We start from the raw sequence: 17,495 nt of genomic DNA, 5'->3' as shown, positions 1-17,495 counted from the left end.
CCAGCGGAGCGCCTACATCGGTGACAGCCGTCATTGCCTCGCGAGCCCAAATGTCCGAACGCGATAGCGAAGCCAATCGATTCTCCGCCCGCGCGGCGCGCTATGCCCGCGTCGGCGCCAATGTCGGCGGGGTGGCGGCGCGGATCGCCGGCACCAAGCTGTTCGGGCTGGAGGGCCGCAACGCCACCAATGCCGAGGCGCTGGCCAAGGCGCTCGGCGGCCTCAAGGGCCCACTGATGAAGGTGGCGCAGCTCGTCGCCACCATCCCTGATGTGGTGCCGCCGGAATACGCCGCCGAACTGCAGAAGCTGCAATCGGAGGCGCCGCCGATGGGCGCAGCCTTCGTCAAGCGCCGCATGCAGGCCGAGCTCGGCGCGAACTGGCGCGAGCGCTTCGCCGAGTTCGATCTCAAGCCGGCTGCGGCAGCCTCGCTCGGGCAGGTGCATCGGGCGACGACGCTCGACGGCGTGCGGGTCGCCTCCAAGCTGCAATATCCCGACATGGAATCGGCTGTCGAAGCCGACATCTCCCAGCTCGAGATCCTGTTCGGCCTGCATCGGCGCATGGGCGCGGTGATCGACACCAGCGAGATCGCCAAGGAGATCAGTGCCCGCGTCCGCGAGGAGCTCGACTATCGCCGCGAGGCCAAGCATGTCGCGCTCTACCAGCGGATGCTGGCCACAACGCCTGAGGTGCGCGTGCCCGAGGTCGTGCCGGAGCTGTCGACGCGGCGGCTCCTGACCATGGGCTGGCTCGAGGGCGACAAGATCCTCAACCACAAGCAGGCGAGCCAGCAGGTCCGCGACCGGATCTCGACCGCGATGTTCCGGGCTTGGTGGCGGCCGTTCAGCCATCACGGCGTCATCCATGGCGATCCGCATCTCGGGAACTACACGGTCTTCCAGGAGGGCGGCGAGCCGGGGGGCATCAACCTGCTCGACTATGGCTGCATCCGCATCTTCCCGCCGAGTTTCGTCGGCGGCGTGGTCGATCTCTATCGCGGCCTGCTCACTGGGGAGGAAGCCCGCGTCGTCCATGCCTATGAGGTCTGGGGCTTCAAAGGGCTCAACAAGGAACTGATCGACACGCTCAACATCTGGGCGAAGTTCATCTACGGCCCGCTGCTGGAGGATCGCACGCGCCGGATCGCCGAAGGGGTCAGCCCCGCAGAGTACGGCCGCAAGCAGGCCTTCCAGGTGCATTCGGCGCTGAAGGCGCGCGGACCGGTGACCGTGCCGCGCGAATTCGTCTTCATGGACCGGGCCGCGATCGGCTTGGGGGGCGTCTTCCTGCATCTCGATGCCGAGCTCAACTTCCACCGGCTGTTCGAGCAGGAGATCGAGGCTTTCAGCGTCGCCAGAGTGGCGAGCGAGCAGGGGGCGGCGCTGGCGGCGGCCGGGCTCGCAGCTCACTGATCGCTGGCATCGTCAATTTCGCGCCTGTGCGGCACAATCCCCCACTGGAGGGACGTGATGCTGGACGCGAGTGGGGACGAGGCACAGCGGCGTGACTACGGCCTGTTCGTGCGGCGCAATCCCGGCCGGTTCGCGCTCAAGCTGTCGGATGAGGGCGTGGCGATCACGGGTCATCGCCTGCTCTGGACGACCGCGACCGGCGAGGATTCACGGCTCCTCTCCGATATCAGCGCCGTGGATCTCTCGGTTGCCTATATCGACCGGCATGGCGATTTCGGCAGCTGTATCATCCATTTCGGCGGGGCTACGCCGTTGCAGGTGGTCGGCAGCAGCGCCTTCGGCTTTCCGGATGACGAGCGCGGCCCGGTCTATGCTGGCTTCGTTCGCGACCTGCACAAGACCCTCGCGGCGAGGCCGACAGGTGCCGTGCGCTTCTCGGCTGGAGTGAGCGAGGGGCGGCTGCAGGTCATGCAGGTGCTGCTCGTCATCGCCGCCTTGCTCTTCGCCGCCTTGCCGCTGGTCCTCGTGCTGCTCACCGGTGATCTTCGCATGCTGGCCGCTACGATGGCCGGCGGCCTCCTCGTCGCCGGTCTCCATGGCTGGGTGCAGAAGAATCGGCCGCGCAGCTATGATCCCCATCATGTTCCGCCGGAGCTGCTGCCATAAGTCGCGCCGCCTGTTTCGTGACCCAAACCGCTGCGGCCGGCGATATCTGCGCCTTTTTCCGTAGCGTTGTGCCGTTGTCGTTCAGAAAATGGCCGTCGCCACTCCGGCCCTCCGTTGCCGACCCTTTTCAGGTGCGCTACAGGGCGTCAGGACAGGGTTTGAATTCGGGACTTTCTTCATGGCCGACCACGGACACGCTGCCGACATTCCGCAGATGGACTATCCGGAGCACGAGCGCACCTATACGGGCTTCGTGCACTTCGCCGAGGTCGGTACGGTTGCTTGCCTTGCCATCGTCGCTGCGCTCGCCGTCGGCGGCACCAAGCATGCCTGGGGCACGGCCATCATCGGCACGCTGCTGACCCTGGTCGGCACCGGCATCGGCATCGCCGCTCCGTCGATCGGCTGGCGCGCCACGCTCGTTCCCTTCGTCCTCATGCTGCTGGCGCTGCTGCTCTACTGAGCGGCGAAGGCGCGGTACTGACGGAATCGTCAAGGCGCCGGCGCAGTTGAGCCGGCGCATCCGTCATCGGAACGTCGTAAAGGGCCGGCTCGATGCCGGCCCTTTCGTTTCGGGCTGGGCCTGAAGGAAGCCGGTGATGCGCAGGATCCTGAAGTTTCTCGCTGTCGGGACGCTGGGTGCCTATGTCGCGGTGCTGGTGCTGCTCTATGTCCAGCAGCGTCAGCTGCTGTATCCGCGCAATCCGGCCCGTGCCGAGATTGCGAGCGCCAACCTGCCCGGGGCCGAGGAGACGGAGCTGACCACGGCCGATGGCGAGAAGCTGATCGCCTGGGTGGTGCCGCCACGCGAGGGCAAGCCGGTGCTGCTGTTCTTCCACGGCAATGCCGGCAACTTCGCCGGCCGGGGACGACAGTCGCGCTTCCGGCTATTGACCGAGGATGGAACGGGCCTGTTTGCCGTGAGCTATCGGGGCTATGGCGGCTCGACCGGTTCGCCGAGCGAGGACGGGCTGGCGCTGGATGCGCGCGCCGCCTATGCCGCCGCCGCGGCACGCTTCGGCGCGGAGCGGCTGATTGGCTATGGCGAGTCGCTCGGCACCGGCGTGGTGCTGAAACTGGCGGCGGAGGCACCGTTGAAAGCGGTCATCCTCGAGGCGCCCTATATGTCCACTGTCTCGGTGGCGCAGCTACGCTACCCCTATATACCGGTCGGCCTGTTGATGAAGGACCAGTTCCGCTCGGATCTGCTGATCGGCAAGGTCAAGGCGCCGCTACTTGTCCTGCATGGCCAGCGCGACAACGTCATCCCGTTCAGCCAGGGCGAGGCGCTGTTCGCACTCGCCAATCCGCCGAAGCGCTTCGTCGGCTTTCCCGATGGGAACCACAGTGATCTGCGGGCCCATGGTTCAATCGCCGAGCTCCAGCGCTTCCTCGCCGATCTTGGCGCGAACCGGCTGACGGGCAGCGAGACAATGACTGCGGTGCGTCAGTAGCCGAAAGGCCTTAGAAGCGGAACATGCCCCCGCCGCCGCCGAGCCGAGCCGAGCCGGCGCGGGCGATCTGGTTGTTGCCGTCGAGGCCGAGGGCGCGCTGATAGGCCTCGCTCGCCTCGGTCTTCTTGCCCTGCTTCTCGAAGGCGAAGCCGCGGCCGGCCCAGGCGGAGGCATTGCGGTTGTCGACATTGAGCGCGGCGGTGAAGTCTTCGAGCGCCGAGTCGTATTTGCCGAGCGCGTTCAGGCTCTCGCCGCGGGCGATATAGGGCGGGGCGGTATAGGGGTTGCGGTCGATCACCGAGTCGAAGTCGGTGACGGCCTGCTGGTGCTGGCCTTCCTTCTGATGGACCAGTCCGCGGGCGTGGAAGGCCTCGGCCGATTCCGGATTGAGGCGGATCGCGGTGTTGAGGTCGCCCAAGGCCTGCTGGCTGTTGCCCTGCAGGCGCAGCAGGTTGGCGCGAGCGACGAAGGCCGGGGCGTAGTTCGGATTGGCGGTGGTGGCGCGGTTGAAATCCTGCAGCGCGGCATCGTTGCGCCCGCTCTGGCGCAGCGCCAGGCCACGATTGGTGTAGGCCGGCGCGAAATTGGCGTCGATCTGCACTGCCTTGGTGAAATCGGAGATGGCGTCGGAGTAGCGGCCGATCCGGGCATAGGCTGCGCCACGCGTGTTGTAGGCCTGCGGGTCGTTCGGGTTGCGGTTGATCACCTCGCTGAGCGAGCCGATGTTGACGCTCGCAGCCTCGGTGTTCTCGGTCTGGAGCTCGGCGACGCCGGCGCCGGAGCTCATGCTCACCGTGTCGCAGCCTGCGAGCGCGAGCGCGAGGCCCGTCGCGATCAGCCAGTTCCTGCCTGTGAGCATGCTCTTATCCATCGCTTCGAACTTTCGCCTGCCATGCGGCGCCACCGCCCCGGTGCGCCGCCATCCTCCAAAACGCCCAAGCCCTGACAAAGTTTGGTTAACGACGCCACCAAAAACAAGAGCGCCTGGAGAAGCCCCAGGCGCGCACGGATATCAGAACAGTAGCGGGCGGCGGCCGCCGGACCCTTGCGTGGTCAGACCGCCGGCCGAGCGGGGCGCTCTGGGCGCTTCGGCTTGACCGGGGCTGGCAGCAGGCCTTCGCGCTGCAGCTTCTTGCGGATCAGCTTGCGGGCGCGGCGGACAGCCTCGGCCTTCTCGCGCGCCTTCTTGACCGAAGGCTTCTCATAGTGGCCGCGGAGCTTCATCTCACGGAAGATGCCCTCGCGCTGCATCTTCTTCTTCAGCGCCCGCAGCGCCTGGTCGACATTGTTGTCGCGAACGAGAACCTGCACGTCTCTATGTCCGTCGTTGTCGGTGGTCCGGAATCGGGGCGGCGACCTCCCGTCCGAGAGATCGCCGCGAAGGTCGTGCGGTTACCAGAATTCCCGAAGCCTGTCCACGCTGCGGTGCCGCAAAACGCGTGGAAACACGCGGGTTTCGCGGGGTGGAGCGCTTCGCCGTTCAGCTGGCCTCGGGGAGGACGCGGGTGACGTGGCCCATCTTGCGGCCGGGCCTTGCCTCGCGCTTGCCGTAGAGATGCAGGTGCGTGCCGGGCTCGGCCAGGATGGCCCGCCAGTCATTCGCCTGATCGCCGATCAGGTTCTGCATGGTGACGCGCCCGCGTCGCGCCGTCGCGCCGAGCGGGAAGCCGCAGACGGCGCGGACATGCTGGTGGAACTGCGAGGTCTGCGCGCCCTCGCTCGTCCAGTGTCCGGAATTGTGGACGCGCGGGGCGATCTCGTTGACGACGACCTGCTCGCCGCCCTTGCCCTCGACCAGGAAGAACTCGACGGCGAACACGCCGACATATCCGAGCGCCTCGCCGATGCGCCGGGCCGCCTCGATCGCGGCGTCCGCCGCGGCTGCGCCGATCCGGGCGGGAACCTGCGTCAGCGCCAGGATGTGGTCGCGGTGCTCGTTCTCGCAGACGTCGAAGGCGGCGAAGGAGCCGTCGGCGGCGCGGGCGGCGACGACCGAGACTTCGCGTGTGAAGGTGACGAAGCCTTCGAGGATCGCCGGGAAATGGCCGATCTCGTCCCAGGCCTGCGCGAGATCGGTGCCGTCGGCGATCTTGACCTGGCCCTTGCCGTCATAGCCGAAGCGCCGCGTCTTCAACACGGCAGGTCGGCCGAGCTTCGCGACGGCCTTTTCCAGATCGGCGAGCGAGTCGACCGGCTCGAACGGGGCCACGGCAAGGCCGAGATCGGCGACGAAGCGCTTCTCGGTGAGGCGATCCTGGGTCACCGCGAGCGCCCTCGCACCGGGATGCAGCGGCGTGCGGGCGGCGAGGAAGGCGGCGGTCGCGGCCGGGACGTTCTCGAACTCGTAGGTCACGACGTCGACGGCGTCGGCGAAGCTGGCGAGAGCCGCCTCGTCCTCATAGGCGCCGATCGTGTGGCGGGCGGCGACCTCGTAAGCCGGGCTGTCGGGCTCGGGCGCGAAGATGTGGGCGCGCACGCCGAGGTCCGCCGCGGCCAGTGCCAGCATGCGGGCGAGCTGGCCACCGCCGAGGATGCCGAGGACGGCGCCGGGACCGAGGCCGCGCGGATCGGGCTGGCTCATGCGTCGTCCTTCGGGCGCTCGGCGACGGCGGCGCTCAGCTTGGCGCGCCAGGCGTCGAGCCGCTCGGCGATCGCTTCGTCGGAAAGGGCGAGCACGGCGGCGGCGAGCAAAGCGGCGTTGATCGCGCCGGCCTTGCCGATGGCGAGCGTGCCGACCGGGATGCCGCCGGGCATCTGCACGATCGAGAGCAGGCTGTCCTGGCCGGAGAGCGCCTTGGATTCGACGGGTACGCCGAAGACGGGCAGGGGCGTGAGCGAGGCCGTCATGCCTGGCAGATGCGCTGCGCCGCCGGCACCGGCGATGATGACCTTGAAGCCTTCCGCCCTGGCGCCCTTGGCGAAGGCGTACATCCGGTCCGGTGTGCGATGCGCCGACATGATCCGGGCGTCGAAGGCGATGCCGAGCTCGCCGAGCGTGTCGGCGGCGTGGCGCATCGTCGCCCAGTCGGACTGGCTGCCCATGATGATGGCGACGGGTGGGGTCGGCTCGGCCATGAAATCAGCGCTTCCCGGCAGGAGGGAGGAAGCGCGCGATCTAGACCGGCCGCAGCGTCACAGGCAAGCGCCGAATCGGGATTCCCGCGGAATTTCCGTCTCTTGCTCTTGCTTCAGAGACCGCTTTGCCGATCGGCTTGCAGGCAAACCGGTCGGAGCGGGCTCTAGGCGATGATATCAGGCGTCAGCTGGTCTTCGAGATGGGAGATGCGGTCGCGCAGATAGAGCTTGCGCTTCTTCAGGCGCTGGATCTGGATCTGGTTGACCGGGCCGAGCCGTTCGAGCGCATCGATGGCGCTGTCGAGGTCGCGGTGCTCCTCGCGCAAGCGGGCGAGCTCGGCCTGCAGGACCTCGATCTCCTCCTGGCTCAGTTCGAATCCCATGAAGCCGTCTCATCATCGCCGCGATCGCGGCCGACTATGCGCAGGCGCAGGCGGCCCCGGCAAGATCGCCATGCGTCCTACCGGACGCAAAGTGGCGATCTAGCTCTTTGTTTCGGCATCGGATTCCTACGGAAAGTGGATTCCACTTTTCGGTCCGATGCCGGAAGGTGTCGCCGGCGCGATGCGGGCCGGCTCGCTCGCATTCACGCGCCTCGGGAAAGGTCTCGGAAGGGATCACAGAAACTCATGGTGCAGTGCACGTCTGCCCCGCAGACGTGAAGCCGGCTCTGTGTCAGACTTCTTTTGCTAGAACGCTCATCAGGAGGATCCAGATGTCGCTGCAGACACATCTCGCCGAGCTCGAACGCAAGCATCGCCAGCTCGAGGAAGCCATCGCCCAGGCGGTCGCCAGCCCCTCGTCCAACGATCTCGGCGTGGCAGAGCTCAAGCGGAAGAAGCTGCTGCTGAAGGATGAGATCGAGCGCGTGCGGCTGACCATGCCGGCACCGACGTTACACTGAGATGACTAGGCGGGCCGCGGCGGCCCGCGACGAATTCGCGCAAGGCGCGCTTCGCCGGCCCCGAAAGGGGCCGGTTTTTTGTGGTCACCAGCGTTCCGATTTGCCGCCGGCGCCGCCGGCTCTCACGGATGCCGGGCTTGGACGCGACCGAGAGATCGTGCGAGAATGCGCGCAGCCGAGAGGGATGCGCCGTTGGCCCGTGTCGATAGACACAACACCACCCGTTACTGGAACGCGACCGGCGTGGACGGGCTCAGCTGTCTCCATGCCGACTTCACGACGCATGACTACGCGCCGCACCAGCACGATGCCTTCGTCGTCGCGGTGACGGAGAGCGGCGGTTCCGAGTTCAAGAGCCGGGGCCGCAGCGACGAGGCCCGCGAGAGCGTGCTTTTGGTCTTCAACCCCGCCGAGCCCCATTCCGGCCGCATGGGCTGGAGCCAACGCTGGCGCTATCGCTCGTTCTATCTGACGCAGCCCGCCATCGATCAGGTCACGGCCGATCTCGGCATCGACCGCCCGGCCTATTTCATGCGCAATGTCCTCGGCGATACCGATCTGATCGCGGCTTTCAGCCGGCTGCACCGCAGCCTGGACGACGGCCATGATCCGCTCGAAGAGCGCGAGCTCCTCGTCGCCAGTTTCGGCCAGCTCTTCGCGCGCCATGGCGACGGCGCCCACGCGATCCCGACCGCGCCGCGCGACGAGGCCGCACTTTCACGCGTGATCAAGCGGATGGCCTCGCAGCATGCGGAAAGCGGGCTCAGCCTCGACGAGATGGGGCTTTGGATCGACATGACCCCGTTCCAGCTCATTAGCCTGTTCAAGCGCACAGCCGGGCTGACGCCCCACGCCTATCTGACCCAGCTCCGGTTGAAGTCGGCGATTCGGCAATTGAAGGCCGGAGCACCCATCGCGGACGCGGCATTGGCCAGCGGCTTCTATGACCAGAGCGCGCTGACCCGGCACTTCAAGCGCTCCTTCGGCATCACGCCCCTGCAGTATCAGCGGGCGGGCGCTGCCGGCCGCGCCCGCTGACCTCTCAATTTCCGCCAATACCGCGCTGATCCCGATCGCCAGACTCCCCTGAAAAGGAGTCTTCGTGTGACGCGCTATTTCTGCTTGGACGAGCCGGAGGTGTTCGCCCTCGAAACCGTGGTGACGGCTGCCGAGCCGGGCCGCATCCGGCTCGACCGCTCGCCGTTCTATCCTGGCGGCGGCGGCCAACTTGCCGACAAGGGCACATTGCAATGGTCGGGCGGCGCGGTCGCGATTGCGGGTTTCGAGACGCAGGCCGACGGCATCTGGCATCTGCTCGCCGAGCCGATCTTGCTTTCGGGGAACGTGGTTGCCGAGGTTGATCGCCCGTTCCGGCAGCTCATGCGCGAGCTCCATACCGATCTGCACATCGTCAATGCGCTGGTCTATCAGGGCTTCGACGGCGCGCTCGTCACCGGCGTCCAGATGAACGAGGACGGCACGGCGCGGATCGATTTCGATCTGCCGGAGGCCGATAATGAGCGCCTGCGCAGTCTCGAGGGCGCGATCAACGATGTGATCAGGCAGGATCTGCCGGTCCGCGAGACCCATGTCGGCGAAGACGAGGCCTTCGACGAGCCCGGCCTGATCCGCTCGCGCTCGGTCACGCCGCCGCCCACGGCCGATGGCAAGATCAGGATCGTCGAGATCGCCGGGCTCGATCGCCAGGCCTGCGGCGGCACGCATCTGGCGTCGACCGGGGCGTCGCGCCCGCTGCGCATCCTGAAGATCGATAATAAGGGCCGGCACAACCGGCGCCTGCGCATCGGCCTCGACGGCGTGTGAGGCCGGCCATGTCCGCGCTGTTGAAAGGGCTTTGGGCGCGGCCGCTCCTGCTGCTCTGGTTGCCGCCGCTGTTCTGGGCGGGCAATCTCGTGCTCGGCCGGGCGCTCGGGCCAAGCTTCCCGCCGGTCTCGCTCGCCGTCGGGCGCTGGCTCGTGGCGCTGGCCTGTCTTGCTCCCTTCATCGGCCGGCAGGCCTGGCGGGAGCGGGCGCTGCTGCGGCAGCACCTTGTTCTCATCGTTGCCTGCGGGGCCTTCGGCATCGCTGGCTACAACGCGCTCGGCTATCTCGCTCTGCGGACGACGCCGGCCGCCAGCGTCGCCTTCCTCAACTCGACCCTGCCGCTGATGGTGCCGCTCGCGGCTTTCGCGCTCGGCGTCGAGCGCGTCTCGGGCCGGACTCTCGCCGGCATCGCATTGTCCTTCACCGGTGTCGTCTGGATCGTCGCGCGCGGGGACCTGCAACAGCTCGGCGGATTGCGAGCTGATGGCGGCGAGTTCCTGGTGCTGATCGCCGTGGCCAACTACGCGATCTATTCCGTCCTGCTGCGGCGCAAGCCGGCAACCTTGAGCCCGCTCGTCTTCCTGGCTGCGACCATGGCGGCGGGTCTGCTGGTGCTTGCGCCGTTCTGGGCGTTCGAGTTGGCGCAAGGCGCGCGTATTCCCACCGATGCCGGCTCGATGGCAGCGGTTCTCTATATCGGCGTGTTCGCCTCGCTGATCGCCTTCATCCTCTGGGGGCATTGCGTCGCGACGCTGGGACCGAGCGTGACCGGCGTCTCGTTCCATCTGGTCGCGCTCTTCACGGCCCTGCTCGCGGTAGCGATCCTGGGCGAGCCGGTGCGCGGCTTCCACCTCGTCGGCATGGCGTTGATCCTCGCCGGCTTCTTCCTGGCGACCGGGACCTGGGCTGGAGCCCGGCTACGACTGGCGCGGCAAGCCGGCTCGTCCCGGCTCTGAGGGGCGCCATGGATACGGTCGAGATCCTGCGTAGGCTCGTGGCCTTCGACACCACCTCGCGGCGCTCCAATCTCGATCTGGTCAACTGGATTGCCGACTATCTCGACGGCGCGGGTGCACGCGTCCGCCTGACCAGCGACGCCTCTGGCGAAAAGGCCAATATCCTGGCGACGATCGGGCCGGATGAGCCGGGTGGCATCGTCCTCTCCGGCCATACCGATGTCGTCCCGGTCGATGATCAGGACTGGGCGAGCGATCCGTTCGCGCTCGCGAGCCGGGATGGGCGCCTGCATGGCCGCGGCGCCGTCGACATGAAGGGCTTCGTCGCGGCCTGCCTCGCAGCCGTCCCGGGCTGGCGGGCCCGAGAGCTGCGGCGGCCGATCCATCTGGCTCTGTCCTATGACGAGGAGGTTGGCTGCCTCGGTGTTCCCCTGCTGATCGCCGACATGTTGGCCCATTGCCCACCTCCGGCACTCGCCATCATCGGCGAGCCGACGCAGATGCGCATCGGGCTCAACCATCGCGGCTTCTACGGCTATCGCAGCGTTTTCCATGGCCGAGCCGCCCATTCGAGCGACCCGCGCCTCGGCGCCAGCGCGATCGAGCCGGCGGCTGCCTTCGTTGCAGCGCTCGCCGGCTTCGGAAGGCAGGATGGCCGGGGTGCGACCACCGTCAACATCGGCAAGATCGCGGGCGGCAGCGCCATCAACATCGTTCCCGAACGCTGCGAGGTCGTCTGGGAGTTCCGGCCGCCTGACGATACTGCCGTTGGTTTCGTGCTTGCCGAGGTGGAGGGCTTCGTCGCTGGGTTGCCTGACGGGGTGAGCGTCGAGACGCTGCCGCTGGCGCGTGTCCTGCCGCTCGATTGCGCCGCGGACAGCCCGGTTGTGGCGGCGGCGCGCGGGCTCGGCGGCCTGTGGCCACCGCTTGCCATGCCGTTCGGGACCGAGGCTGGCTTCTTCCAACAGGCTGGAATACCGGCCCTGGTCTGCGGGCCCGGCTCGATCGCACAGGCGCATCAACCGAACGAGTGGATCGCCGTCATCGAACTCGCGGCGGCGGATCGATTCCTGGCACGTGTTGGAGACTGGGCGGCTGTCGATCCCAGCAGTACCTGAGGCTATGGCAAGCGACGCTCAGCCTGCCTTGATGCCGGCCATGAGGTCGCAGCGCGTCGAGAACAGCTGCCGTCCGACGAAATCGACGAACACCCTCACTTTCGGGGACAGATTGCGGTTGGATGGCCAGATCAGGCTGAACTGGCCTGGACCCTCGACTTCGCTGTCCAGGAGCGTCTGGAGCTCGCCGCTAGCCAGGGGGCCGCGCACCAGGAAGTCTGGCATGCTGGCAATGCCGAGTCCTGCGACCGTGGCCCCTCGGACTGCCTCCATGTTGTTGCAGACCAGCGCGGTTCGCGGCCTCGGAACCTGCTGGCCGGGAGGCAGGCGCAGCGGCCAGGGCTGAATCTTGCCGCTGTTGGGAAAGCGGAAGCGGATGCCGTGATGCCGGTCGAGATCGCTCGGCGAGGCAGGAACACCGTGACGCTCCAGATAGGAAGGGGCGGCGCAGAGCAGCATCTGGAACGGGCGGAGGGGACGCGTCATCAGGCGGGAATCCGGCAGCTCGCCGCTGCGGACCGCGACATCGATCCCTTCCTCGATCAGGTCGACGATACGGTCGCTGAAATCAATATCGACCTCGATATCGGGATACTGCGCCATGAATTCGGGCAGCACCGGCAGCAGCAGATGGTAGCTGACGATCGGCGCGCTGATGCGCAGCGAGCCGCGCGGGGTTTCCGCCGCTTGCGCGACCATCGAGCGGGCATCGTCGAGATCGTCGAGAATGCGCCGGCAGCGCTCATGGAAGGCACGGCCTTCTTCGGTCAGGCGCAGATTGCGGGTCGAGCGCTGGAAGAGCCGGACCCCCAGCTCTCCCTCAAGCCGGGACACAGCCTTGCCGATCGCCGAGGCGGAGATTCCCAGAACACGTCCCGCTGCGGCGAAGCTGCCGAGATCGGCGGTGCGTACGAAGGGCATCAGTCCGTTCAGCTTGTCCATGCTTGGCTTCTCGCATATACATTCGAGCGTTTTATTCCAGTATGACTGGAATTACGCTCATCTTTTTGAGTGATTGCGTCCGACATAGCATGCTTTCAGTCGGGAGATGACGGAGCCACCGTGCATCGCGTCCCGAGACAGCGAACGGAACCAGCTCATCATGACGGATCAGATCTCGCGGTCGCGTGCGGCCGAGCGGGCGCTCGTGCTTTTGTCTGTCTGCCTCGCGGCGGCTGCGATGCCGCTGACCTTCACCGGGACAGCGGTCGCACTCCCGGCCATTGGCAAGACGCTGGGTGGCAGCCCGATTGCCCTCAACTGGGTCACCAACGCCTTCATGCTGACCTTCGGATCCAGTCTGATGGCGGCCGGTGCGCTGGCGGACGCCTATGGCCGCAAGCGCGTCTTCCTGATCGGTGTTGGAGCCTTTGCCGCAGTTTCGGCTGCGCTTGCGGCGGCCCCTGACATCGTCTGGTTCGACTTCGGCCGGGCAGTGCAGGGCGCGGCAGCTGCGGCGGCCTTTTCCGGAGGCATGGCCGCGCTTGCCCAAGAATTCGACGGCGCGGCGCGCGTACGCGCCTTCAGCATCGTCGGCACGAGCTTCGGCCTCGGCCTCGCCTTCGGCCCGATCGGATCGGGCATGATGATCGATGCGTTCGGCTGGCGCAGCATATTCGGCCTCGTCGTCGCGCTGGCCTTGCTCTCCCTGCTGCTCGGTGCACGGAGGCTGTCCGAATCCCGCGATCCGCAAGCCCGCGGCCTCGATTGGCCGGGTGCACTCAGCTTCACGGCCGCCCTGGCGTTGCTCACCTATGGCGTGCTGCTGGTGCCGGAGCTTGGCTGGACCGATCCGGAAGTGCTTGGGTTGCTCGCCGGCGCCGTCGCCATGTTCGTCGCCTTCGGGATGATCGAGCGGCGCGTCGCCCGGCCGATGCTGGATCTCACGCTGTTCCGCTATCCGCGCTTCGTCGGCGTGCAGTTGCTGGCGGCGGCGCCGGCCTATGCTTTCGTCGTCCTGCTGATCCTGCTGCCGATCCGGTTCATCGGCATCGAGGGCCTGAGCGAGATCGCAGCGGGCCGATTGATGATCGCGCTATCGGCGCCGCTGCTGGTTCTGCCGCTCATGGCCGGGCTGCTGACCCGTTGGCTCACGCCTGCCACGATCTGCGGTCTCGGCCTGCTGGTCTGTGCGCTCGGCCTGTTCTGGCTGAGCCGAATTCCGGTTGGCGGCGACGTCACGGCCGTCATCATGCCGATGATGCTGATCGGCATAGGCATCAGCTTGCCCTGGGGGCTGATGGACGGCCTTGCCGTGAGCGTCGTGCCGAAGGAGCGGGCCGGCATGGCCACGGGCATCTTCAGCACCACGCGCGTCGCCGGAGAAGGAATCGCGCTGGCGATAGTGGGCGCCGTCCTGTCGGCGCTGACGGCACGGCATCTTGCGGCCGACGGTGGGGTGGTGGGCCAGGCGGGGCCTGCTGCCCAGAGACTGGTTACAGGGAACCTCGCCGGCGCGGCAGAGGCGATGCCGGTAGCCAATCGTGCTGAGCTGATCACCGGCTATGGCGACGCCTTCGCAGTGCTGCTCCTGATCCTCTGTGCCGTCACGGTTGTCACTGCCTTCGTCGTCTTCGTCTTTCTCGGATGGAAGCGCGAGCCGGTTTCGGAGGTGGTCGACCGTGTCGAGGACGGCGCGGCCTCGCGTGCCTGAGTGGCCCCCGGTGGTGCGCATTTGCCGGTGCTCTCCGCAGCGCATGAAGCGGGCAGCACCAAGCATGCCGTCACGACAACGACGTCATCTCCTTCAGCTCCGAAGCTTGCCGGCCTCGACCGGTCAGGACGCGTCAAGCTTCTCCTGCGCGGCCTGCACCAGCGCTTCCAGCGTCGGGCGCGCCGGAGCGAAGAAGGTTGTTCCGGTGTGCGGCGTCGAGAAATCCAGCAGTCGGTCGTAGGCGCCGGGCGGGGCGCCGACATACATGCGCTGCAGCATCGTCTCGATCACCCAGAGATAGCGCGAGTAGCCGATGAAATAGGTGCCGAACTCGCGCTGTCCGGGCCGGCCGAACGGCATGTTGTCGCGCAGGATGTCGTGCTCGTTGCCATCGGCATCGACGATCGTGGCCAGCGACTTGTGCGATTTGCGCGGCGCGTCGTCGTCGTCGATCTCGACATTGTCGATCTTGGTGCGCCCGATGATCGCTTCCTGAAGCGGCGTCGGAACCTCTGCCCAGGCCTTGAGATCGTGCAGATATTTCTGGATGACGATGTAGCTGCCGCCGGCGAAGGCGGCATCTTCGTCGCCGACGAGCGACGATGCCGGCAGGTCGAGGCCGGTCGGGTTGGCGGTGCCGTCGACGAAGCCCAGGAGGTCGCGCGCGTCGAAATAGCGAAAACCCGAGACCTCGTCGACGACCGCGACGCTGTCGCCGAGGCTGTCGAGCAGGAGGCGCTCGAATTCGAAGCAAAGATCCGGGCGTTCCGAGCGGATATGGAAAAGCAGGTCGCCCGGCGTCGAGGGAGCGTCGTGGACCGCCCCCTTGATCGGCGCGAAGGGCTTCAGCTCCCGCGGCCGCCTGTCGAGGCCGAGACGGTCCCAGAGGTCGCGGCCGACGCCGACAATGCAGGAGAGCCGGGCGGAGAGATCGCGAAACCCGACGGTCTTGACGAGATCGTCGAGCCCGTCGAGCGCCGCGCAGGCCTTCGTCAGCGCGGCTTGCTCGCTTCCGACGGTGACCACGAGAAAGATCGCGGCGCGCGACAGGGGGGCGTCGATGCTCTGTGCCTCGATCGGCACCCTGTCCCAGCTCTTCTCCGTCATCCCGAGCGCTCCAGCCTGTTTCTGGACAGGTTATAGACAACGCCGCTGTGATCGCGCCATCGCCGACATGCGCACTGCCATGGCAGCAGAGGGCACCGACACGATGACAACGCCATGCCGGGCCTGGTGCCGGTGGGGTCTCGTTTCAGGGAGCGGTGGCGAGGGAGATTTCGCCGCTTCGAGGGATTGAGCTGACCGCCGGGGCCTCCACGCGGCAGGCTCCATCCGGTGCAGGCTCTGCGGTGGTCAGCGTCAATTCGAATCGGGAGCACAGCCTGCCATAGCCCGGTGTCGCCACGGTTCCCGCCATGTTGGTGCCGCCTTGCCCGACCCGGCCGTGGAGATCGACGATGATGTAGCCGGCCGGCCGCTTGATCCATTTGGAGCCGGCGACGTCGAGCGTTCCGCCGCTTCTGATGCGGCCCGACACCGTGAAGCATCCTTCGGGCACGGTGATGTTCTCGCGCAGCGGGTAGAACTGGAAGACGCCGGAAAACGTGCTGCCGTCCTGCCGGTCGATCGTCAGCGTCAGCCCGGTCTTGCCTTGGGCGCAGATATAGGTGCCTTGCCAGTTTCCGAGGAGCGCAACGGATGTCTCCTGGGCCCGAACCGGCGCTGCCAGCATGGCCATGAGCGCAATGACCGGCGCCGCTGTCGAGCGCGCCATCACAGCGCCCGCGCCATCTCGCGCAACTTGAACTTCTGGATCTTGCCGGTCGAGGTCTTCGGCACCTCGGTGAAGACCACAGTCCGCGGGCATTTGAACGAGGCGAGCAGCGTCTTGCACCAGGCGATGATCTCGTCCTGCGTAGCTGTTTGCCCCGGCTTCAGCTCGACGAAGGCGCAGGGCGTCTCGCCCCATTTCTCGTCGGGGCGGGCGACGACGGCGGCGGCCTGCACCGCCGGGTGCTTGTAGAGCGCATCCTCGACCTCGATCGACGAGATGTTCTCGCCGCCGGAGATGATGATGTCCTTGGAGCGGTCCTTGAGCTGGATGTAGCCGTCGGGGTGCATCACGCCGAGATCGCCGGAATGGAACCAGCCGCCCGCGAAGGCCGCTGCCGTCGATTTCGGGTTCTTGAGATAGCCCTTCATCACGACATTGCCGCGGAACATCACCTCGCCGAGGCTCGTGCCGTCGCGCGGGACGCGCTCCATCGTTTCGGGATCGAGCACGTCGAGACCTTCCAGCGCCGGATAGCGCACGCCCTGGCGCGCCTTCAGCGCCGCCTGCTCGCCGCCGGGCAGGGCGTCCCAGGCGCCGTTCCATTCGTTGACCACGGCGGGGCCATAGACCTCGGTGAGACCGTAGAGATGGACGACGTTGAAGCCGGCCTGCGCCATGCCGGCGAGCACGGCTTCCGGCGGCGGGGCGGCGGCGGTGAAGAAATTCACCTTCTGGGGGAAGCTGCGACGTTCGGCATCGGGCGCGTTGAGCAGCGCCGACATCACGATCGGCGCGCCGCACATATGGGTGACGCCATGGTCGGCGAGCGCATCGTACATCGCCTTGGCCCGGACCTGGCGCAGGCAGACATGGGTGCCGGCGAGCAGCGAGATCGTCCAGGGGAAGCACCAGCCATTGCAGTGGAACATCGGCAGGGTCCAGAGATAGACCGGGTGCCTGCCCATGCCGCCGGTGAGCACGTTCGAGGTCGCCAGGAGATTGGCGCCGCGATGGTGGTAGACCACGCCCTTGGGATCACCTGTCGTGCCGGAAGTGTAGTTCAGCGCGATCGCGTCCCACTCGTCTGATGGCATCAGCCAGTCGAAACCGGGATCGCCCTGCTTGAGGAAGTCCTCGTATTCGACGCTGCCGAGGCGCTCGCCCGGCCCGTCATAGACCGGGTCGTCATAGTCGATGACCAGCGGCTTCACCTTGCAGAGCGCCAGCGCCTCCTTGATCGTCCTGGAGAATTCGCGGTCGGCGATCAGCACCTTGGCCTCGCCATGGTCGAGCGAGAAGGCGATGATCGCGGCGTCGAGGCGGGTGTTGAGCGTGTTGAGGACGGCGCCGCACATCGGCACGCCGTAATGGCATTCGAGCATGGCCGGGGTGTTGGGCAGCATCGCCGCGACCGTATCGTTCTTGCCGATGCCGTGCTGCTTCAGCGCCGAGGCGAGCCGGCGGGTGCGGGCGTAGAGCTCGGTATAGGTCCGCTTCAGCGGCCCGTGGATGACGGCGATGTGGTCCGGGAAGACGCTGGCGGCGCGCTCGAGGAAGGGCAGTGGCGAGAGCGGCTGGAAGTTCGCCGGGTTGCGATCGAGATCGGTGTCGTAGGGAGAGATCGGCATGGCTCTGGGCGTTCCCGGCGGTTGTCGT

General features: G+C 67.0%; 19 protein-coding genes. 10 read left to right on the top strand and 9 right to left on the bottom strand.

The features are described from left to right. Positions 1-50 precede the first annotated feature (50 nt). The 4 genes from VGV58_RS17945 to VGV58_RS17930 all read left to right on the top strand — a co-directional run bounded on the left by VGV58_RS17945 (position 51) and on the right by VGV58_RS17930 (position 3,535). The gene (locus VGV58_RS17945; RefSeq protein ID WP_326875389.1) at positions 51-1,415 is read left to right on the top strand and encodes an ABC1 kinase family protein; all 1,365 of its coding nucleotides are present in this window, start codon (positions 51-53) and stop codon (positions 1,413-1,415) included. Positions 1,416-1,472: 57 nt separating this feature from the next. Beyond that, positions 1,473-2,081 (top strand): hypothetical protein, encoded by a 609-nt coding sequence (locus VGV58_RS17940; protein ID WP_326875388.1) that lies wholly within the window; start codon positions 1,473-1,475, stop codon positions 2,079-2,081. A 178-nt stretch (positions 2,082-2,259) separates the two neighbouring features. After that, positions 2,260-2,544, top strand: coding sequence for an aa3-type cytochrome c oxidase subunit IV (locus VGV58_RS17935; RefSeq protein ID WP_326875387.1), 285 nt, complete (start codon positions 2,260-2,262; stop codon positions 2,542-2,544). A 136-nt stretch (positions 2,545-2,680) separates the two neighbouring features. Further along, complete coding sequence (locus tag VGV58_RS17930) at positions 2,681-3,535, top strand: alpha/beta hydrolase (protein ID WP_326875386.1); 855 nt, start codon at positions 2,681-2,683, stop codon at positions 3,533-3,535. Between the two features lie 10 nt (positions 3,536-3,545). Here VGV58_RS17930 and VGV58_RS17925 read toward each other — a convergent pair whose 3' ends face one another. From VGV58_RS17925 to VGV58_RS17905, 5 genes are all read right to left on the bottom strand, one after another. After that, positions 3,546-4,394 carry a tetratricopeptide repeat protein gene (locus VGV58_RS17925; RefSeq protein ID WP_326875385.1) on the bottom strand — a complete coding sequence of 283 codons (849 nt, stop codon included), beginning with the start codon at positions 4,392-4,394 and terminating at the stop codon, positions 3,546-3,548. A gap of 194 nt (positions 4,395-4,588) precedes the next feature. Beyond that, on the bottom strand, positions 4,589-4,846 hold the full coding sequence (gene rpsU, locus VGV58_RS17920; protein ID WP_137880017.1) for a 30S ribosomal protein S21: 258 nt from the start codon (positions 4,844-4,846) through the stop codon (positions 4,589-4,591). Between the two features lie 169 nt (positions 4,847-5,015). After that, on the bottom strand, positions 5,016-6,116 hold the full coding sequence (locus VGV58_RS17915) for a 5-(carboxyamino)imidazole ribonucleotide synthase (protein WP_326875384.1): 1,101 nt from the start codon (positions 6,114-6,116) through the stop codon (positions 5,016-5,018). Then, entirely contained in the window at positions 6,113-6,610 is a 498-nt protein-coding gene (gene purE, locus VGV58_RS17910; protein ID WP_326875383.1) for a 5-(carboxyamino)imidazole ribonucleotide mutase, read from the bottom strand. Before purE ends, VGV58_RS17915 begins: the two co-directional genes overlap by 4 nt. A gap of 164 nt (positions 6,611-6,774) precedes the next feature. Then, positions 6,775-6,993 carry a YdcH family protein gene (locus VGV58_RS17905; protein ID WP_291673692.1) on the bottom strand — a complete coding sequence of 73 codons (219 nt, stop codon included), beginning with the start codon at positions 6,991-6,993 and terminating at the stop codon, positions 6,775-6,777. Between the two features lie 332 nt (positions 6,994-7,325). Here VGV58_RS17905 and VGV58_RS17900 point away from each other — a divergent pair, with 332 nt between their 5' ends. From VGV58_RS17900 to argE, 5 genes are all read left to right on the top strand, one after another. Further along, positions 7,326-7,514, top strand: coding sequence for a YdcH family protein (locus tag VGV58_RS17900; RefSeq protein WP_152012182.1), 189 nt, complete (start codon positions 7,326-7,328; stop codon positions 7,512-7,514). A gap of 192 nt (positions 7,515-7,706) precedes the next feature. Next, entirely contained in the window at positions 7,707-8,552 is an 846-nt protein-coding gene (locus VGV58_RS17895) for a helix-turn-helix domain-containing protein (RefSeq protein WP_326875382.1), read from the top strand. A 66-nt stretch (positions 8,553-8,618) separates the two neighbouring features. Continuing rightward, a complete protein-coding gene (locus VGV58_RS17890; protein WP_326875381.1) occupies positions 8,619-9,338 on the top strand; it encodes an alanyl-tRNA editing protein in 720 nt (239 codons plus the stop codon). Positions 9,339-9,346: 8 nt separating this feature from the next. Then, on the top strand, positions 9,347-10,294 hold the full coding sequence (locus VGV58_RS17885; RefSeq protein ID WP_326875380.1) for a DMT family transporter: 948 nt from the start codon (positions 9,347-9,349) through the stop codon (positions 10,292-10,294). A gap of 8 nt (positions 10,295-10,302) precedes the next feature. Continuing rightward, the gene (gene argE, locus VGV58_RS17880) at positions 10,303-11,412 is read left to right on the top strand and encodes an acetylornithine deacetylase (RefSeq protein WP_326875379.1); all 1,110 of its coding nucleotides are present in this window, start codon (positions 10,303-10,305) and stop codon (positions 11,410-11,412) included. An 18-nt stretch (positions 11,413-11,430) separates the two neighbouring features. Here argE and VGV58_RS17875 read toward each other — a convergent pair whose 3' ends face one another. After that, on the bottom strand, positions 11,431-12,354 hold the full coding sequence (locus VGV58_RS17875; protein ID WP_326875378.1) for a LysR family transcriptional regulator: 924 nt from the start codon (positions 12,352-12,354) through the stop codon (positions 11,431-11,433). Positions 12,355-12,514: 160 nt separating this feature from the next. Here VGV58_RS17875 and VGV58_RS17870 point away from each other — a divergent pair, with 160 nt between their 5' ends. After that, positions 12,515-14,065: an MFS transporter gene (locus VGV58_RS17870; protein ID WP_326875377.1), complete on the top strand. Its 1,551-nt coding sequence runs from the start codon at positions 12,515-12,517 to the stop codon at positions 14,063-14,065. A 123-nt stretch (positions 14,066-14,188) separates the two neighbouring features. Here VGV58_RS17870 and VGV58_RS17865 read toward each other — a convergent pair whose 3' ends face one another. The 3 genes from VGV58_RS17865 to VGV58_RS17855 form a co-directional block, all read right to left on the bottom strand. Next, positions 14,189-15,172: a Dyp-type peroxidase gene (locus VGV58_RS17865; protein ID WP_326875376.1), complete on the bottom strand. Its 984-nt coding sequence runs from the start codon at positions 15,170-15,172 to the stop codon at positions 14,189-14,191. 145 nt (positions 15,173-15,317) lie between these two features. Continuing rightward, entirely contained in the window at positions 15,318-15,842 is a 525-nt protein-coding gene (locus tag VGV58_RS17860) for a hypothetical protein (RefSeq protein ID WP_326875375.1), read from the bottom strand. Beyond that, positions 15,839-17,467 (bottom strand): acyl-CoA synthetase, encoded by a 1,629-nt coding sequence (locus VGV58_RS17855; RefSeq protein WP_326875374.1) that lies wholly within the window; start codon positions 17,465-17,467, stop codon positions 15,839-15,841. Before VGV58_RS17855 ends, VGV58_RS17860 begins: the two co-directional genes overlap by 4 nt. Positions 17,468-17,495: the final 28 nt, after the last annotated feature.

The sequence above is a fragment of the Allobosea sp. genome (assembly GCF_035944895.1).
GTDB lineage: Bacteria > Pseudomonadota > Alphaproteobacteria > Rhizobiales > Beijerinckiaceae > Allobosea.
This window is presented reverse-complemented; position numbering and strand designations above follow the sequence as displayed.